This window comes from Streptomyces sp. NBC_00354, assembly GCF_036106915.1.
Classification (GTDB): Bacteria; Actinomycetota; Actinomycetes; order Streptomycetales; family Streptomycetaceae; genus Streptomyces.
Genome location: NZ_CP107983.1, coordinates 1,218,065 through 1,235,189 on the forward strand (window position 1 = coordinate 1,218,065; position 17,125 = coordinate 1,235,189).

General features: G+C 72.2%; 17 protein-coding genes. 15 read left to right on the forward strand and 2 right to left on the reverse strand.

The window, feature by feature from the left end; genetic code table 11:
- Both OHT74_RS05775 and OHT74_RS05780 read right to left on the reverse strand, forming a co-directional pair.
- Positions 1-435, reverse strand: a complete 435-nt coding sequence (locus OHT74_RS05775) for a hypothetical protein (RefSeq protein WP_328619573.1) — start codon at positions 433-435, stop codon at positions 1-3.
- Between the two features lie 249 nt (positions 436-684).
- A complete protein-coding gene (locus tag OHT74_RS05780) occupies positions 685-2,805 on the reverse strand; it encodes a PIG-L family deacetylase (protein WP_328619574.1) in 2,121 nt (706 codons plus the stop codon).
- 273 nt (positions 2,806-3,078) lie between these two features.
- Here OHT74_RS05780 and OHT74_RS05785 point away from each other — a divergent pair, with 273 nt between their 5' ends.
- The 15 genes from OHT74_RS05785 to OHT74_RS05855 all read left to right on the forward strand — a co-directional run bounded on the left by OHT74_RS05785 (position 3,079) and on the right by OHT74_RS05855 (position 17,120).
- The gene (locus OHT74_RS05785; RefSeq protein WP_328619575.1) at positions 3,079-3,981 is read left to right on the forward strand and encodes an AraC family transcriptional regulator; all 903 of its coding nucleotides are present in this window, start codon (positions 3,079-3,081) and stop codon (positions 3,979-3,981) included.
- A gap of 149 nt (positions 3,982-4,130) precedes the next feature.
- A complete protein-coding gene (locus tag OHT74_RS05790; protein ID WP_266661309.1) occupies positions 4,131-4,892 on the forward strand; it encodes an SDR family NAD(P)-dependent oxidoreductase in 762 nt (253 codons plus the stop codon).
- A 115-nt stretch (positions 4,893-5,007) separates the two neighbouring features.
- A complete protein-coding gene (locus OHT74_RS05795) occupies positions 5,008-6,684 on the forward strand; it encodes an FAD-dependent oxidoreductase (RefSeq protein ID WP_266661311.1) in 1,677 nt (558 codons plus the stop codon).
- Positions 6,685-6,698: 14 nt separating this feature from the next.
- The gene (locus OHT74_RS05800; protein ID WP_443047689.1) at positions 6,699-8,165 is read left to right on the forward strand and encodes an ATP-binding protein; all 1,467 of its coding nucleotides are present in this window, start codon (positions 6,699-6,701) and stop codon (positions 8,163-8,165) included.
- Positions 8,162-8,518, forward strand: a complete 357-nt coding sequence (locus tag OHT74_RS05805) for a UBP-type zinc finger domain-containing protein (RefSeq protein ID WP_266661315.1) — start codon at positions 8,162-8,164, stop codon at positions 8,516-8,518. The genes OHT74_RS05800 and OHT74_RS05805 overlap by 4 nt, the downstream gene beginning before the upstream one ends.
- A 141-nt stretch (positions 8,519-8,659) precedes the next feature.
- On the forward strand, positions 8,660-9,202 hold the full coding sequence (locus OHT74_RS05810; protein WP_328619576.1) for a hypothetical protein: 543 nt from the start codon (positions 8,660-8,662) through the stop codon (positions 9,200-9,202).
- An 85-nt stretch (positions 9,203-9,287) separates the two neighbouring features.
- Complete coding sequence (locus OHT74_RS05815; RefSeq protein WP_328619577.1) at positions 9,288-10,127, forward strand: DUF4097 family beta strand repeat-containing protein; 840 nt, start codon at positions 9,288-9,290, stop codon at positions 10,125-10,127.
- A gap of 114 nt (positions 10,128-10,241) precedes the next feature.
- A complete protein-coding gene (locus OHT74_RS05820) occupies positions 10,242-11,240 on the forward strand; it encodes an ATP-binding cassette domain-containing protein (RefSeq protein ID WP_328619578.1) in 999 nt (332 codons plus the stop codon).
- Positions 11,237-12,028 (forward strand): ABC transporter permease, encoded by a 792-nt coding sequence (locus OHT74_RS05825; protein WP_328619579.1) that lies wholly within the window; start codon positions 11,237-11,239, stop codon positions 12,026-12,028. Before OHT74_RS05820 ends, OHT74_RS05825 begins: the two co-directional genes overlap by 4 nt.
- A 380-nt stretch (positions 12,029-12,408) precedes the next feature.
- The gene (locus OHT74_RS05830; RefSeq protein WP_328619580.1) at positions 12,409-13,215 is read left to right on the forward strand and encodes a CAP domain-containing protein; all 807 of its coding nucleotides are present in this window, start codon (positions 12,409-12,411) and stop codon (positions 13,213-13,215) included.
- Between the two features lie 201 nt (positions 13,216-13,416).
- Positions 13,417-13,965 (forward strand): hypothetical protein, encoded by a 549-nt coding sequence (locus OHT74_RS05835; protein WP_328619581.1) that lies wholly within the window; start codon positions 13,417-13,419, stop codon positions 13,963-13,965.
- Between the two features lie 336 nt (positions 13,966-14,301).
- The gene (locus tag OHT74_RS05840) at positions 14,302-15,069 is read left to right on the forward strand and encodes a thioredoxin family protein (protein WP_328619582.1); all 768 of its coding nucleotides are present in this window, start codon (positions 14,302-14,304) and stop codon (positions 15,067-15,069) included.
- Positions 15,066-15,689: a TlpA family protein disulfide reductase gene (locus OHT74_RS05845; protein WP_328619583.1), complete on the forward strand. Its 624-nt coding sequence runs from the start codon at positions 15,066-15,068 to the stop codon at positions 15,687-15,689. The genes OHT74_RS05840 and OHT74_RS05845 overlap by 4 nt, the downstream gene beginning before the upstream one ends.
- Positions 15,686-16,468 (forward strand): cytochrome c biogenesis CcdA family protein, encoded by a 783-nt coding sequence (locus OHT74_RS05850; protein WP_266661328.1) that lies wholly within the window; start codon positions 15,686-15,688, stop codon positions 16,466-16,468. Before OHT74_RS05845 ends, OHT74_RS05850 begins: the two co-directional genes overlap by 4 nt.
- 64 nt (positions 16,469-16,532) lie before the next feature.
- On the forward strand, positions 16,533-17,120 hold the full coding sequence (locus tag OHT74_RS05855) for a hypothetical protein (RefSeq protein WP_328619584.1): 588 nt from the start codon (positions 16,533-16,535) through the stop codon (positions 17,118-17,120).
- Positions 17,121-17,125 lie beyond the last annotated feature (5 nt).

Genomic DNA, 17,125 nt, shown 5'->3' on the forward strand with positions numbered 1-17,125 from the left:
TCAGACGGGCTCCGTCCCGTCACCTGCGGGCGGAGCGGTGCGGAGGCTCTCCAGCTCGGCGAGGAGGCGCCGGTACGCGCGCCGCTCCGCCTGCACCGCATGCCTGAACGGGAGGTAGTGCGGATCATGGCGTGCCCGGGCCTCCTGCGCGGCGGCGAGGCGGAGCTCCCTCGCTCCGGCCAGGTCGTTCATCGCAGCCACGTATCCGCCGGCGAGAAGCTTGCGGTCGAGGACCTCGGCGAAGGCCCGCTCCGCCAGCACGCCGAGCCGGTCGAGTCCGTCCACGCAGCTCGCAGGAGCCGGCTCGGCGCAGCCCTCGTCCAGGTGGTGGGAAAGCGATCTCAGGGTCGTGCCGAGCTCCGGGTACTCCCAGGCGGGCGCAGTGTCGTTCCTGCATCCCGTCGCGAGGGCCGTGAGGGCCGCGAAGGCGGCCACGGCGCGGACCGTTCCCGCTCCCCGGCGCACGCGTATGCGTATGCGTGCGCGTCGGCACGAGAGGAAGGGAGGGGTCATGGGAGCCCCGATCGCCCGAGGGTCAGAGTCCGGCTGCCGTCGCCGGCGAGGTGGTATCCCCGCCACCGCCCGGCGAGGTGGCCTTGCCCGCCATCCTCGCCCGCCCCCATACGCGCTGCCACCCGGCGGCCCAGGGGCCGCGGGCGCACGGTGCGGCGCAGGTCACCACCGCTACCGGCCCCCGGCCTGCGCGAGCGTCCGGGGCGGGACCGCACGGTGCCACGGGGTGGGGGTCCGGTCGGCCACCTGCTCGGATCCGGCCGCAGGAACCGTCGTCACGATGTGCAGATCGGCGTCCAGGCCGAGGGCCGCCGCGACGGCCGTACCGGCCCCCGCGTCGGCCACGCCTGCCGGGGCCCCCGTGTACAGCATCTGGGACTCCTGCCAGGACTCCGGACCGCCCGTGCCCGCCACGCCGACCGTGCCCGCGCCCGCGCGGCCCGCGAGCAGATGGCCCGCGACGCCCACTGCGCCGTAACCGCCGAGACCGCCGGCCGCGGCGACCGGGGAGAACTGCGGCGCGGGCCCGCCCGCGGCGGCCAGGCTCGTACCGACGGAGCCCGTGCCGGGCCGGCGGAAGAACAGCCGGACCCCGTCGCCCTCCGGGCGCACCGAGAGCACGCCCGTCGTCTGCGGCAGCCCGGTCGGGAAGGGGCCGCCGAACGGGGCACCCGGCGTCGGCTGGACCCAGGCCAGTACGGAGCCGGCCGTCGCCGCGTACACGTGCCGCCGCCCCGAGCCGTCGGTCGCGGTGACCGGATCGCCCAGGAGGCCGGCGCCGCCCAGGGCCTGCCATGCGCCGAACGCGCCGTCCGGGGTCGTCTGGGTCCGGGCGCGGAGCGTACGCCTGGAATCGCGCACGCACACCGTCATCCGGCCGGCCGGGTCCACGGCGACGGCCGGTCCGCTGATCGCCGAGGTGACGGACCTGTCGGTGGTGTCCGGGGTGCCCAGCGACTGCCACGGGCCGAATGCGCCGTCGGCCGTGGTCTGGACGGCGTACACGATGTCCCGGCCGTAGCCCTGGGGGGTCGTGCCCAGGGTGGTGCGGGTGGCGAACACCGCGATCCTGCCGTCGGGGAGCCGGACCGCCGTCGCGCCGGCGTCGATTCCGGTGCCGGGGCCGGCTTCGGGCAGGAACCGGGGGCCCTGCCAGGAGGCCTGCGGGCCGCTGCGCGACCAGTACGCCATCCGGTTGTCCAGCACGGCGAAGGCCCAGAGCCGTCCGGAGACGCCCTCGGTCATCCAGGAGGTGCCGTCACCCCGGCTGTAGCGGATGGTCTGGCTCCAGCCGGCGCCGGTGGGCCTGGTCGCGGTCTTGCGGTCGCCGCAGCCCGCGGGGCTGCCGCACCAGTCGTCGTGGTCGATCCAGGCGTAGGTCTTGAGGTAGCCGAGCTTCTCCTCGGCCGTCTGCGGGTCGAGGGTCGGCGGCAGCGAGCTGTTCGGGTAGCTCATGTAGTTCTGGACCGAGAAGTGCGGCCGGTCCGTGGACTGCGCGTAGCGTTCGGCGGCGGCCTGGACGAAGCGGGCGCCGTACATGTGGTCCTGGTGGTCGAGGAAGGCGCCGCCTTCCGACCTGCCGGGGGTCGGGTCCTGCGTCCGTATCGTCGTCGGCCGGTAGAGCGCGAACACGTCCGCGATGGCGGCTATCGCCTGGTCCTTGGTGTACGAGAACGCGTGCTTGACCGGCGTCCCGGAGGTCAGCTGGGCGCCCAGGGCGGGTATCCGGCCGTCCCACAGGCCGCGCAGGCTGTCCGGATTGTCGCCGGAGATGCTGCGGGCCTCGCGGAGCTCCATCCACACCAGGTTGACCTCGGGCCTGGCGACGAGGACGTCCACCTCGGCGCTGCCCCCGCCGGCGGTGGGTACGGACGTCCGCTGCCAGGCGCTGGTGCGGTCGCCGGTGGCCATCTGGGCGTAGGCGCCCCGGATGCCGTTCTGCCGGGCCTCCGCGTAGGCGGCGCGGTCGGCGGGCCCCGCGGCGTCCTCGAGGTGTGGGCTGTGGGCCTCGTTCCTGCCGTCGGACTCGCCGGAGGTCAGGTAGACGGTGGTGACCTTGATGCCCGTCGATATGGAGCGGCTCAGGTCGGGGTTCATGAAGAAGAGGTCGTCGTCGGGGTGTGCGACGACCTGGAGGGCCGAGCCCTCGGTCACACTCGGCCTGACGACCGCCTCGAGGGCCGCCGGCTGTCGGTCGGTCCCGTATCCGTAGGCCCACGTCGTCACGCCGGCGACGCCGACGGAGACCGCGGCGAGCAGGGCCGCGATGCGGGTGCGGCTGGCCAGGGACATGTACAGCACCTTGAGGGTCGGTCCGGTGCGGAATTCCGCCTGGGAGGTCGGTCGATGTCCCGATGGCTCCACTGCTTCCGGAGACGACCGGGGCCGATTATGCCTCGCAGGTTTGCGACTGACACACCCTCAAGAGGCATATGAACGGAACCGAGTTGAATGCGAACAATGCACCACTTGCCCGTTTTGTTGCCTATGGGGTCTTTCGCGCTCCCTGGCCGGGACACGTACCGAGCAGCCCTGACCCCGGGCCGGGCGTGCTGCAATCGGTGTATGCACCTTGGCGAACTCCGCGAGCTGCTCGCCCGGCATGCGCGGCCGGACTGGAGCACGGACATCGAGGGTGTCCGCGTTTCGAAATTCGAGAGCCCCTACCCGCCCACGCCGACGACGTCCGGCACGGTCATGGCCCTCATCGCCCAGGGGACCAAGCGGCTGGCGCTGGGCGAGCAGGTGTACGAGTACCGGGCGGGCCAGTACCTCGTCGCGTCGGTGGACCTGCCGATCACCGGCAACTTCACCGAGGCCGGCCCGGAGGAGCCCGCCCTCGGGTTCGGGCTGGCTCTGGAACCCTCCGCCGTCGCCGATCTGCTCCTGGCCTCGTCGCAGGACGCCGAGCGCGTCCCGGGCGGACCGCTCCCGGCCATCGCCGTCAGCGACGCCCCGCCGGAGCTGCTCGACGCGGTGGTCCGGCTGCTGCGCCTGCTGGACCGGCCCCGCGACCGGGAAGTGCTCGCCCCGCTGGTCAAACGCGAGATCCTGTGGCGGCTGATCACCGGCGACCAGGGCGAGATCGTGCGCCAGCTCGGCCTCGCCGACAGCAGCCTCAGCCACGTCGCGCGGGCGGTGCGATGGATCCGGGAACACTACGCCGAGCCGTTCCGCGTCGAGGACCTGGCCCGGCTCGCCGGCATGAGCGTCTCCGCGTTCCACCGCAATTTCCAGACGGTGACGGCGATGAGCCCCATCCAGTTCCAGAAGCAGATCCGCCTGCAGGAAGCACGGCTGATGCTGGCGACACGGGCCGCCGACGTGACGGGGGTCAGCATCCTCGTCGGCTACGAGAGCCCGTCTCAGTTCAGCCGCGAGTACCGCCGGCAGTTCGGCACGCCGCCCAGCCAGGACGCCGCCCACCTGGGCCCCTCCGCACGGGCCCGGGCGGGTGCCCTGCCCTGAGGCCCGACCTGCCCTGAGGCCCGGGCAGCAGGAATGGGCAAGGACGCGGGAGGATCTTGCTTTCGGCGGTGCGCTGCCGGCTGGTTGCCTGGATGTGTCACATTCCGCGTGGAGATTGCGTGCTCCACCGCGTGCACGGGAGGCACACCATGCAGCAGGTAGCCGTGGTCACGGGCGCCAGCTCCGGTATCGGCCGGAGCGCGGCCGTCCGGATCGCCGAACGGGGCGCCGGGGTCATCCTCACCTACAGCTCCAACCGGCAGGGCGCACAGGACGCCGTCACCGAGATCGAGAAGCAGGGCGGCACCGCCGTGGCCCTGCCCCTGGACATCGCCGACACCGCCGGCTTCCCCGCGTTCCGCGACGCCGTGGTCGACGCGCTGCGCACCACCTGGCAGCGCGACACCTTCGACCACCTCGTGAACAACGCCGGCTTCGCGGGCTCGTCGATGATCGAGGACACCACCGAGGAGTCCTTCGACACGCTCACCCGGGGCCTGCTCAAGGGACCCTTCTTCCTCACCCGGACGCTGCTGCCTCTGATGGCCGACGGCGGTGCCATCGTCAACACCACCAGCAACTCCGCACTGCCCACGGTGACCGCGCCCGGGTACTCCGTCTACGCGTCGCTGAAGGGCGCCCTGACCGTGCTGACGCGCTACATGGCCAAGGAGTTCAGCCCGCGGGGCATCCGCGTCAACTCCGTCGCTCCCGGCGCCACCCGCACCCGCTTCGCCGACGATGCCTTCGAACGGCACCCGGAGATCATCCCGGAGCTGGCGCGTACGTTCGCGCTCGGACGGATCGGTGAGCCGGACGACATCGGCATGGTCATCGCCACCCTGGTCTCCGAGGAAAGCCGCTGGATCACCGCCCAGAACATCGAGGTCTCCGGAGGACAGAACCTCTGATCACCGATTCCCGCGGCGTCCCGGGGCGGTCCCGGACGATCGAACATACGATGGGCGGGAACCGGCGCGGGCGCCTCGCCGGGCTGCCCGCCCAGAGCACTCGGGGTGGAGACGTATGGCACAGCCCGCCGACACAGCGCGGACCGTCATCCTGACCGTGGACGACGACCCGGGGGTCTCCCGGGCCATCGCCCGTGACCTGCGGCGCCACTACGGCGCCGGGTACCGGATCGTGCGCGCCGAGTCGGGCGAGTCCGCGCTGGAGGCGCTGCACGAGCTGAAGCTGCGGGGCGACCTCGTGGCGGTGATCCTCGCCGACTACCGCATGCCGCAGATGAACGGCATCGAGTTCCTCGAACAGGCCCTCGGCGTGTACCCGGGCGCGCGGCGCGTGCTGCTGACCGCGTACGCCGACACCAACGCGGCGATCGACGCGATCAACGTCGTCGACCTCGACCACTACCTCCTCAAGCCCTGGGACCCGCCGGAGGAGAAGCTCTACCCGGTCCTGGACGACCTGCTCACGGCCTGGCGCTCCAGCGACTACCGGCCGGTACCCGCCACCAAGGTGGTCGGGCACCGCTGGTCGGCGGGCTCCTCGCGCGTACGGGAGTTCCTGGCCCGCAACCAGGTGCCGTACCGCTGGTACTCCTCCGACGAGCCCGAGGGACAGCGGCTGCTGGAGGCCGCCGGGGCGGACGGGCAGCGGCTGCCCCTGGTGGTCACGCCGGACTGCACCGTGCTGATCGAGCCGGAGGCTGCCGAGCTGGCCGCCCACGTGGGACTCGCGACGACGCCGACCGCCGATTTCTACGACCTCGTCGTCATCGGCGGCGGACCGGCCGGGCTCGGCTCGGCGGTGTACGGGGCCTCCGAGGGGCTGCGTACCGTACTGGTCGAGCGCTCGGCGACCGGCGGGCAGGCCGGCCAGAGCTCCCGCATCGAGAACTACCTCGGCTTCCCCGACGGAGTCTCGGGCGCGCAGCTCACGGACCGCGCCCGCCGCCAGGCCGGCCGGTTCGGCGCGGAGATCCTCACGGCGCGCGAGGTCACGGGGCTGGAGGTCAACGGCGCGGCCCGCGTCGTCCGCTTCTCCGACGGCTCGGCGGTCGCCGCGCACAGCGTCATCCTGGCGACCGGGGTGTCGTACCGGCAGCTCCATGCACCGGGCTGCGATTCCCTGACCGGCTGCGGGGTGTACTACGGCTCCTCGCTCACCGAGGCGGCCGCCTGCCAGGGGCAGGACGTGTACATCGTGGGCGGCGCCAACTCCGCCGGGCAGGCGGCGATGTACCTGGCGCGCGGCGCGAAGTCGGTGACGCTGCTGGTACGCGGGGAGTCCCTGAAGGCGTCGATGTCGTACTACCTGATCCAGCAGATCGAGGAGACGGCGAACATCACGGTGCGGACCCGGACCGTCGTCGAGGAGGCGCACGGCGACGGACACCTGGAGCAGCTGACACTGCGGGACGTGGACAGCGGTGCGACCGAACTCGTCGACTGCCAGTGGATGTTCGTGTTCATCGGCGCGGCCCCGCTGACGGACTGGCTGGACGGTACGGTGCTGCGCGACGAGCACGGCTTCATCCTGGCCGGGCCGGACCTCACTGCGGACGGGCGGCCGCCCGCCGAATGGGAACTGGACCGGCCGCCCTACCACTTGGAGACCAACATCCCCGGCGTGTTCGTGGCGGGCGACGCGCGCGCCCAGTCCGCGAAGCGCGTCGCGTCCGCCGTAGGAGAGGGAGCCATGGCCGTGATGCTCGTCCACCGGTACCTGGAGCAGTCATGAGCGGCGGCCGGCTCATGCCGTGCAGCCCGCAGGAGATCTCCTCGCTGTTCCTGTTCGAGAAGCTCTCCCCGGAGCAGCTCGGGCGACTGTGCGCCGAGGGGCGCGTGGAGCGGTTCGACGTCGGCCCGGTGTACACCGAGGGCGACCCGGCCACCTGCTTCTACGTGATGGTCGAGGGCACCGTCGTGCTGTCCCGCCGAGTCGGCGGCGACGACGTCGAGGTGAGCCGGACCTCGCAGCGCGGCGTGTACGCGGGGGCCATGCAGGCGTACTTGGGCGACCAGGTGCCGCAGACGTACAACAATTCGATGCGGGTGACGGAGCCGACGCGGTTCTTCGTCCTTCCCGCCGAGTCGTTCGCGGCCGTCATGCGGGACTGGTTCCCGATGGCCGCGCACCTGCTGGAAGGGCTGTTCTTCGGTTCGAGGAACACGCAGCGGGCCATCGGCCAGCGCGAACGGCTGCTGGCGCTGGGATCGTTGTCCGCCGGTCTCACCCACGAGCTCAACAACCCGGCCGCGGCGGCCGTACGAGCCACCGCGACGCTGCGGGAACGGGTGGGCAAGATGCGGCACAAGCTGGCCGTCATCGCCCAGGGCCCCTACTCGCGCGAGGCGCTCGCCGAGCTCATCGAGATCCAGGAGCGCACCGCCGAACGGGTCGCCAAGGCGCCGGTGTTGAGTCCGATGGAGGCCTCCGACCGGGAGGACGAGCTCGCCGACTGGCTCGACGACCACGGCATCCAGGAGGGCTGGCGGATCGCGCCGACCTTCGTACAGGCCGGGCTGGACACGGACTGGCTGGAGCAGGTCGCGGCGACCGTGGCCGAGGACATCCTGCCGGGTGCCATCGGCTGGCTCAACTACACGGTCGAGACCGAGCTGTTGATGGACGAGATCAATGACTCCGCCACCCGCATCTCCCACCTCGTGGACGCGGCGAAGCAGTATTCGCAGCTCGACCGCGCCCCGCACCGGGTCGTCGACGTCCACGAACTCCTCGACAGCACCCTGCTGATGCTGTCCGGCAAGATCGGCCGGGGGGTCCGGGTGGTCAAGGACTACGACCGCTCCCTGCCGGACGTACCCGCCTATCCGGCGGAGCTCAACCAGGTGTGGACGAACATCATCGACAACGCCGTCTTCGCCATCGGGAGCACGGGTGGCGAGGGCACGCTGACGGTCCGCACGGCACGCGAGGGCGACCGGCTGCTGGTGGAGTTCCGCGACACCGGGCCCGGCATCCCGGCGGACATCCGCAGCCGTATCTTCGACCCCTTCTTCACCACCAAGCCGGTCGGCGAGGGCACCGGTCTCGGCCTCGACATCTCCTGGCGCATCGTCGTCAACAAGCACCACGGCAGCCTCCAGGTCGAGTCCGCACCGGGCGACACCCGGTTCCAGGTGCTGCTGCCGCTGACCGACCCGGACCCCGACCCCGATCCCTCCCCCGAATCCGAGACCGCCGAGGAGCCGGCATGACCGACGACATCAACGGAATCGACCCGAGCGTCCCGCCCACCGGCACCGGCTGCGCCGACTGCGACGCGGTGGGCGGGTGGTGGTTCCACCTGCGGCGCTGCGCCCAGTGCGGCCACATCGGCTGCTGCGACTCCTCGCCGGCGCAGCACGCCACCGCCCACTGGAAGTCCGCCGGTCATCCCCTGGTGCAGAGCTTCGAGCCGGGCGAGGAGTGGTTCTGGGACTACGACACCAACGAGCTGTACGAGTCCGGGCCCGAGCTGACGCCGCCGGCCGCCCACCCTGGGGACCAGTCGGTCCCGGGACCGGCCGGCCGAGTTCCGCAGGACTGGACGAGACTGCTGCACGGCTAACCGTACGGCGGACCGTCGTCGCGGACCGTCGTCGCGGACATCGGCACGAGACGACCCGCGATGTGGGCGTCGCCCGCCTTGACTGCGTCACCACGGCGCCTCCGTGGCACCACATGACGCCACGCGGCGCCAAGTGGCTGCATGGACCTGACCCCCTACGTCGATCACCTCCGCCATGAGCTCGCGGTCGCCGCGAACGCTGGCGGGGACGAAGCCCGCGCCCTGGCCGAGCGGCTGACCGCACCTCTGGAGTCGGCCGCCCGGCTGACGCTGCTCAACGCCCTGTCCGCCGCCTCGGACGAGATCACCCGTGAGCTGGCGCCGGGTTCGGTGGACGTGCGGCTGCGGGGGCTCGACCCCGAGTTCGTGGTGACGGCGGCGCCCGCCCCGGAGGCGCCCGGCGAGGGCGCGGCCCAGATGACAGCACCGATGGCGCCATCGGTGGCACCGGTGGCGCCATTCGCGGGGGACGGCGACGAGGGCGGTACGGCCCGCATCAATTTCCGGCTCCCGGCGCACCTCAAGGCCCGCGTGGAGGACGCGGCGGGCCAGGAGGGCCTGTCGGTCAACGCCTGGCTCGTCCGGGCGGTGTCCCTGGCCCTCGAACCGGGCGCCGGCCCGGCGGCCCAGCCCGCCACCCGCGCCCCGCGCCACGGCCAGAGCCTGCGGGGCTGGGTCCGCTAGCCCCGGCCCGTGCCGGGTCCGCCGGCCCCGGCACCAACTTCCCACCTGCGACAACACCCACCAGAGCCAAGAGGACGGGACAGCCATGCCTTCTTACGACACGCCCGAACCCATCACCGCGGTCCTCGAGTTCGAGGTCGGCAACGTACGGATCACCGCGAGCAAGCGGACGAGCACGGTCGTCGAGGTCCTGCCGAGCAACGGGGCCGAGGAGGCCGACGTACGGGCGGTGCAGCAGACCAAGGTCACCTACTCCAACGGCGTCCTGACCGTGAAGGGGCCCAAGAAGCGGTCCCTGTTCGGCAGGCAGGGGTCGATCGACGTCACCGTCGAAGTGCCCGCTGGCTCGCACCTGCGGGGGACCTCCCCCATGGCGGACTACACCTGCGAGGGGCCGCTCGGGGAATGCCGGGTCAAGATCTCGCTCGGCGACATCCGGCTCGCCGAGGCGGGCGACACGAACCTGCGCACGGACCACGGGGACATCGGCATCGACCGGGCCGTCGGCAACGCCGAGATCTACGGCGCGGGCCGGATCGACATCGGGGAGATCGCGGGCACGGCCACCGTCAAGAACGGCAACGGCGAGACCGTGATCGGCGAGATCACCGGTGACCTGAAGGCCAACTCCTCCAACGGCCGCATCACGGTCGGCGTCGCACACGCCTCCGTGGAGGCCAAGTCCGCCAACGGCGGCATCCGCATCGACGAGGTGGCCCGGGGCGTGGTCCAGCTCCAGACCGCCGTCGGCGACCTGGAGGTCGGCATCCGCCAGTCCACTTCGGCCTGGCTGGACGTCAGCTCCCGGTTCGGCACCGTCCGCAACTCGCTCGGCGCCGCCGAGGGCCCCGGCACCTCCGACGCCACCGTCGAGATCCACGCCCGCACCGGGGCCGGCGACGTCGTGATCCGTCGCGCTGCCTGACCTCTCGTCACTCCTCCCCCTCACACCTCTCCTGGCGGCCGGCAGAAAGGCCGCCAGAGACTCCGCTACGCCATTTCACAGTTGACATGTCACACCTCTAGGAGTCGTGACCTCATGACGACACCCACAGCACCCACAGCACCCACCGCCCTCACCAGCTCCGCGCCGGCGATCTCGGCCCACGGCCTGCGCAAGTCGTACGGCGACAAGGCCGTCCTGGACGGCATCGACCTGAGCATCCCCGAGGGCACGGTCTTCGCCCTGCTCGGCCCCAACGGCGCCGGCAAGACCACCACCGTCCAGATCCTCTCCACCCTGGTCGCCCCCGACGCCGGCCAGGCCCGGATCGCCGGTCACGACCTCGCCCTGCGGCCCGAGGGCGTGCGCTCCGCCATCGGCGTGACCGGCCAGTTCTCCGCCGTCGACAACCTGCTCACCGCCGAGGAGAACCTGATGCTGATGGCGGACCTCCGGCATCTGCCCCGCCCCGAGGGCAGGCGGCGCGCCATCGGGCTCCTGCACCGGTTCGACCTGACCGAAGCCGCCCGCAAGCCCGTCAGAACCTTCTCCGGCGGCATGCGCCGCAAGCTCGATCTGGCGATGACCCTGGTCTGCGACCCGCGGATCATCTTCCTCGACGAACCGACCACCGGGCTCGATCCCCGCAGCCGCCGCACCATGTGGGAGATCATCCGCGGGCTGGTCGTCGAGGACGGCGTGACCGTCTTCCTCACCACGCAGTACCTGGAGGAGGCCGACCAGCTCGCCGACCGCATCGCCGTCCTCGACCAGGGCCGGCTGGTCGCCGAGGGCACGTCCGACGAGCTCAAGCGCCTCATCCCCGGCGGGCACATCCGCCTCCGGTTCGCCACCACCGGCGAACTCGACACCGCGGCACGCCACTTCGGCGCGGCGGCGCGCGACCCCGAAGAGCTCACGCTGCGCATCCCGAGCGACGGAAGCATCCCGACCCTGCGGGCCGTGCTCGACGTCCTGGACGGAGCGGCGGTACAGGCCGAGTCGCTGACCGTGCACACGCCGGACCTCGACGACGTGTTCCTCACCCTCACCGGTCACAGCACCCCCGGCAACGCTACGGAGATGGCCCGATGAGCACCCTTGCGTATGCCGTCGGCGACTCGATGACCATGCTGCGGCGCAACCTCAAGCGCGCACTGCGGTACCCCGCGATGACCCTCTCCGTCGTCGCCATGCCCGTGATGATGCTGCTGCTGTTCAACTACGCGTTCGGCGGCGCCCTCGGCACCGGAATCTCCGGCGCGCCCACCGGCGGCGGCACGTACATCGACTACGTCGCCCCCGGCATCATCCTCATGGCCGCGACGGCCGGGGCGGTGGCCACTGCGGTCGGCGTCTGCGTCGACATGACCGAGGGCATCGTCAACCGGTTCCGTACGATGTCGATCTCGCGCGCCGCGTTCCTCACCGGGCACGTCGTCGGCAGCGCCATCCAGACTCTGGTCGCCATCGCCCTGGTGATCGGCGTCGCGCTCGCCATCGGCTTCCGCCCCGACGCCACCGCCGTCGAGTGGTTCGCCGCGATCGGCCTCCTCACTCTGCTCACCGTGGCCCTGACCTGGCTGTCGGCCGGCATCGGACTGGTGGCCAAGACCCCCGAGTCCGCGAGCAACACACCGATGCCGCTGACCTTCCTGCCCTTCCTCGGCAGCGCCATCGTGCCGACCGACTCGATGCCGACGGGGCTGCGCTGGTTCGCCGAGTACCAGCCCTTCACCCCGGTCATCGAGACCCTGCGCGGCCTGCTGACGGGCACCGGGATCGGCAACAGCGGATACGTCGCGCTCGCCTGGTGCACCGGCCTCACGCTGGTCGGCTACTTCTGGGCACGTTCCGCCTTCGGCCGCACCGCCGGGCAGTGAGCGCGGCTCCACCCCACCCGTCTCCCCCTTACCGCGTCGAAGGCGAGAAGCTGACGCAACAGCACGGAACGCCCTCGAAGACCTCCCCGCAAGAACACCTCGTAGCCTGCCCCCCGAACTCCCCCCGGCCCGGCGGCTCCCCCGCCGGGCCGGGTCGGTCGAGTTGGGGGGAATGCCGGGCTCGTCCCTGTGTTGACCCTGCGGGCTTCCTTAAGGGAACTTGAAGAACCCCTCCAGGTGGCCCTTTTCGCTGATCACCGGCCTACGCTCGAGCGGACTCCCCTCTTCCCCCTCTCCTGTGAGGTGTTACCGGCATGAGCCGCAGCCGAACTCCCGGTCCCGAAACGCCGTCCCGCGTCGAGGCTCGGCGGAGGAAGACGGTGCGTACGCGCATCGTGCTGTCCGTCACCGCGGCGGCCGCGGCGGTGGCGGTCGGCGTCGCGGTGGCCGACTCCGGCGGCGATGCGCGCGCGGACCGGCGGGCCGACGGCGCGGCCGGTACGGCGTCCCCGACAGCGGGCAACGGTGACGGGACGGGAACCTCCACCCCTGCCGTCCCCACACCCACCGGCGACGCCTCGGCCACGGCGAGCCCGAGTCCGTCCGGGACCCCCGACGCCAGTGCCGCGGCATCCGCCACTCCGACGAAGCCCGGGGCAGCGGAGAGCAGCATTGCGGCCAAGTCGGCGCCGGGCGATGCCGGCAAGGCCACGCGCAAGCCCACCACCACGACGGGCGGCGGCTCAGGTGGGTCCGGCGGGTCCGGTGGCTCCGGCGGTTCCGGCGGTTCCGGCACCGTCGACGGCAATTCCGAGTCGGCGGTTCTGGCCCTGGTCAACAAGGAGCGGGCCGCTGCCGGATGCGGCCCGCTGACCACGAACGCCAAGCTGAGCGCCGCGGCGCGGACGTACAGCGACACGATGGCCCGCAGCGGCGTCATGTCCCACACCGGACCCGACGGGTCGACCATGACCAGCCGGGTGGAGGCCGCCGGATACGCATGGTCCGGCCTGGGCGAGAACATAGCCCGCGGCCAGTCCGACGCCGACGCGGTCATGAACGCGTGGATGAACAGCTCCGGCCACCGGGCGAACATCCTCAACTGCTCGTTCAAGGAGATCGGCATCGGCGTCCACAAGGGCGACGGCGGCCCGTGGTGGACGCAGGACTTCGGGACCCCGAGGTAGCCGACCCCGCGTTGCGAACAGACCCCCACCGGCGCCGAACGAACGAACCCCCCACCGGCCGCCGAGCGGGCGTCCACGTCCTCCGACCCCGTACGCGGGTGCGGAGGACGTCGGCGTTGCCCCGCGAGGGTGCGTCTCCCGGCCGCTCCTCCGGGGGGGGAGGGGTGACAGGCCGGCCGGAGCGTCGGCCACTATGGGGCCGTGCCTCGAATTCCGCGCTACCTGTTCATATGGCTGTCGTGCACGGCCACCAGCGTGACTGCCGTACTCGTCACGGTCCAGTTCGTGGTCGGCACGACCAGGCACACGCCCCCGGTCGCGCGGTCCGCCCCGACGGTCATCGAAACGCCGCCGGCCTGGCAAGCGAGCCAGAGCACGCCGTCCCCGACCGCGTCCACGAGCCCCTCGCCCACGGTGTCGCCGCGGCCCTCCCCTTCCTCCGCGGCCCCCACCCCCGCCAAGGCCTCGTCGAAGACCCCCCGGCCCACCGCGCCGAAACCCGCCGTCGACTGCGAGGACGGCGCGGGCCTGCACACCGTCCCCTCGCAGGGCGGCAAGGCCACCGTGCGGTACGGGAGCCGGGGCGTGTGCCTCATCTCCGCGATCCCCGCCCTCGGCTTCAAGGCCACCACCTCGCAGACCGCGGACGACACCCTCACGGTCACGTTCACCAGCGCCGACCACCGATCGGTCATCACGGCGACGGTCGACCCGGGGGCGAAGGCCACCGTCCGCGAGTCGTCGTTCTGAGGCCCGGTCTCCTCAGCCGTCCCGGCCGGTCCGCACCACTGGACCGTTCTGGTCCCTTTCGCGTAATTCACCACGTTGTACGGGCTGATGGACCGGGTTCCGGCAAAGCGGAAGGTGAGCTGTTCCTTAGGGCACCTTAGGGCAACCTCAAGATCACGCCGATACGTTTCCGGCCGCCCGCAGCGGTCCTATGCTCGCGTCAGCCGAGCGGCCTTCGGCGCCGGGGCGTGACACCCCGGCGGACCGTCGGGCCGCCGGCTTCACCGAGCCGAGGGGGCACTCTGCCCTCCCGCAGTCCGAACCGTGCCTTGGGGTGTCCTCGCCATGCGTCCTCACATGCTCCGACCCGTCCCTGCCGACCGCCGTACGACCCCGCGCCGCTCCCCCGCGCCCCTGGGGACGCGGCTGCCGCTGGTTGCCGCGGCCGTGGTCGCGGCGGGCCTGACCGCCGCCTGCGGGCCGTCCTCCCAGCCCGCCGGATCCGCGGCGCCGTCCGCGCCCGGACAGTCCTCGCAGGCCCTCCTCTCGGGGACGGAGTCCGCGACCGGGTCCCCCGAGGCGTCGCCGACCGCGTCGGCCTCGCCGACCGCGTCCGCCACCGCCGTGCCCGGCTCCTCGCCGACTCCCTCGAGCGCCCGGAGCGGTTCCGCCGCCCCCGCCGGGACGCCCGCCAAGCCGCCCCGTACGTCCACCGCGCCCGAACCGGCCCGGATACCCGGTCCCGGCTACGACAGTTCGGCCGATGCCCAGAAGCAGATCGACGCGGCGCTGCGCGCGGCCAAGTCGGACGGGCGGACGGTGCTGCTCGACTTCGGCGCGAACTGGTGCGGCAACTGCAAGGCCGCCGACAAGGTGTTCGGCCAGTCGCAGACGGCCGCGATCCTGGGGGCCTCGTACCACCTCGTCAAGGTGGACATCGGCGGCAACAGCTCCGCCAATTCCGCGCTGCTGCGCAAGTACAGCCCCTCGGGCGGGACCTACACGATGCCCGTACTGGTCGTGGTCTCCCCGTCCGGCGCGGTGCGCACCGATACCCACGTCACCGGCAATCCGTCCCTGACCTCGGAGGGCATCAACTCCTTCCTGCGCAAGTGGGCGTCGTGAGACGACCCGCCCCGCAGGTCGCGGGGCATGGGCGGCTATCCGCCGTCGTCCTCGCCGGGGCCGGCCTCGCGGTCGCGGTCGGCGGTGTCCTCGCCGTCGGCGGTACGGACTCCGGGGCGCCGGACGGGCGGGTGAGCGCCGTCCGGGCCGCGGCCGGGGCGACGGTCGTGGATCCCGGTGCCCGGCAGGAGGCGCCCGCACTGGCCGGTGACGACCTGGACGGACAGCCTGTCGGCCTCACCGACTTCCGGGGCCAGGTCGTCGTCCTCAACGTCTGGGGTTCCTGGTGCGGCCCCTGCCGGGCGGAGGCCGACGACCTGGAGCGGCTCAGCCGGCAGACCCGGGACGAGGGGGTCCGGTTCGTCGGCATCAACACCCGGGACCGGGACCGGGCCGCGGCCCGGTCCTTCGTCCGGGCGCACGGCCTGAGCTTTCCCAGCCTCCACGACCCCACCGGCGAACTCCTGCTCCGCTTCTCTCCCGCGCTGCTCAACCCGCAGGCGATTCCCTCGACCCTCGTCATCGACCGCCGCGGACGCATCGCCGTCGGCATCGGGGGCCCCGTCACAGAGGAACAGCTGCGGCCCCTGCTCACGCGCGTGGTGGAGGAGGAGTCATGACGACGGCCACGGACTGGGCGCTCGCCGCCGCGGACGCCCCTTCGCTCGTGAACGGAACCCTTGCGATCGCAGCTCCCGTGGCGTTCGCCGCGGGGCTCGTCTCCTTCCTCTCGCCCTGCGTGCTGCCGCTCGTACCGGGCTACCTCAGCTACGTGACCAGTCTGTCGGTCGCCGACCTCGCGGACGCGCACGGCGGGCGCCGCAGCCGGATGGCGGCGGGGGCGCTGCTGTTCGTCCTGGGCTTCACGGCGGTCCTCGTCTCCGGAGGCGCCCTGTTCGGCCATGCCGGCCGTCTCTTCGTGGCCCACCAGGAGGCGGTCACCCAGGTGCTCGGGGTCTTCACCGTGCTCATGGGGCTGTCCTTCATGGGGTTCCTGCCGGGCTTCGCACAGCGGGAGTTCCGCAGCCACCGGCGTCCCGCGCTGGGGCTCGCCGGGGCGCCTCTGCTCGGTGCGGTGTTCGCGGTCGGCTGGACCCCGTGCATCGGCCCGACTCTGGCCGCCGTCCAGGCGCTGGCCTGGACCGAGGCGAGCGCGGCCCGCGGAGCCCTGCTGATGGCCGCCTACTGCCTCGGGCTGGGTCTGCCGTTCATCCTGGCCGCGCTGGCCTTCCGGCGGGCACTGGGCGCCTTCGGCCTGGTCAAACGCCACTACCCGGCGGTCCTGCGGCTCGGCGGAGGCATGCTCGTACTCGTCGGCGTGCTGCTGGCCACCGGCGTGTGGAACGACCTGGTGTACCGCATGCAGTTGTGGAGCGCGAACTCCACCACCGCCTTCTAGGGCCGCTGTTCGCCCCCAGGGCCAAAGCCCCCTTCTCTCCCCGACACGTGACACAGAGGCGCATATGAACCTTTCCACGCATACAAGGCCTTCCCGGATCGCCCCTGTCGCGGCCGCCCTGCTCTCCTTCGTCTCCCTTGCCGCACTCGCGGCCTGCGGCGGGCAGCCCGCCAAGGACACCGGCGGCTCCCCGCCACCCGCGACGCGCACGACGCGCTTCACCGAGAACGGGGTCACCGTCACCCTCTCGGTGTCCGACTGGCACGCCTCGCAGGGCACCCTGACCGCGGTCTTCACGCCCGAGGCCAAGGGGTTCCACCTCTACAGCACCGATCTGCCGCCCACCGGCATCGAGGGCGTGGGCAGGCCGACCGCGATGGCCGTCACCGGGACCCTGAAGGCACAGGGCAAGCTGACGGCAGCGGCGGACGTACGGTCGATCAGCGTGCCCGGTGTCGACGCCCCGGTCCCCGTCTACCCGGACGGCCCGGTCACCGCCACCCTGCCCGTCCGCGCCGATACCGACGGCGAGGCGACGGTACTCCTCGGCTATGCGAGTTGCAGCACACAGGACGGCTGCACCATCCCGGTGTCCGACCACCCCGTGCACCTGCGCGTCACCGGCGACGGCCCGGCGTTCGACGCCCCCTAAGGTGT

Excerpts from the sequence above, each read along its gene's own strand:
- OHT74_RS05780 (WP_328619574.1), bottom strand. The coding sequence starts at position 2,805 with ATGTCCCTGGCCAGCCGCACCCGCATCGCGGCCCTGCTCGCCGCGGTC.
- OHT74_RS05785 (WP_328619575.1), top strand. The coding sequence starts at position 3,079 with ATGCACCTTGGCGAACTCCGCGAGCTGCTCGCCCGGCATGCGCGGCCG.
- OHT74_RS05790 (WP_266661309.1), top strand. The coding sequence starts at position 4,131 with ATGCAGCAGGTAGCCGTGGTCACGGGCGCCAGCTCCGGTATCGGCCGG.
- OHT74_RS05795 (WP_266661311.1), top strand. The coding sequence starts at position 5,008 with ATGGCACAGCCCGCCGACACAGCGCGGACCGTCATCCTGACCGTGGAC.
- OHT74_RS05800 (WP_443047689.1), top strand. The coding sequence starts at position 6,699 with ATGCCGTGCAGCCCGCAGGAGATCTCCTCGCTGTTCCTGTTCGAGAAG.
- OHT74_RS05805 (WP_266661315.1), top strand. The coding sequence starts at position 8,162 with ATGACCGACGACATCAACGGAATCGACCCGAGCGTCCCGCCCACCGGC.
- OHT74_RS05810 (WP_328619576.1), top strand. The coding sequence starts at position 8,660 with ATGGACCTGACCCCCTACGTCGATCACCTCCGCCATGAGCTCGCGGTC.
- OHT74_RS05815 (WP_328619577.1), top strand. The coding sequence starts at position 9,288 with ATGCCTTCTTACGACACGCCCGAACCCATCACCGCGGTCCTCGAGTTC.
- OHT74_RS05820 (WP_328619578.1), top strand. The coding sequence starts at position 10,242 with ATGACGACACCCACAGCACCCACAGCACCCACCGCCCTCACCAGCTCC.
- OHT74_RS05825 (WP_328619579.1), top strand. The coding sequence starts at position 11,237 with ATGAGCACCCTTGCGTATGCCGTCGGCGACTCGATGACCATGCTGCGG.
- OHT74_RS05840 (WP_328619582.1), top strand. The coding sequence starts at position 14,302 with ATGCTCCGACCCGTCCCTGCCGACCGCCGTACGACCCCGCGCCGCTCC.
- OHT74_RS05850 (WP_266661328.1), top strand. The coding sequence starts at position 15,686 with ATGACGACGGCCACGGACTGGGCGCTCGCCGCCGCGGACGCCCCTTCG.
- OHT74_RS05855 (WP_328619584.1), top strand. The coding sequence starts at position 16,533 with ATGAACCTTTCCACGCATACAAGGCCTTCCCGGATCGCCCCTGTCGCG.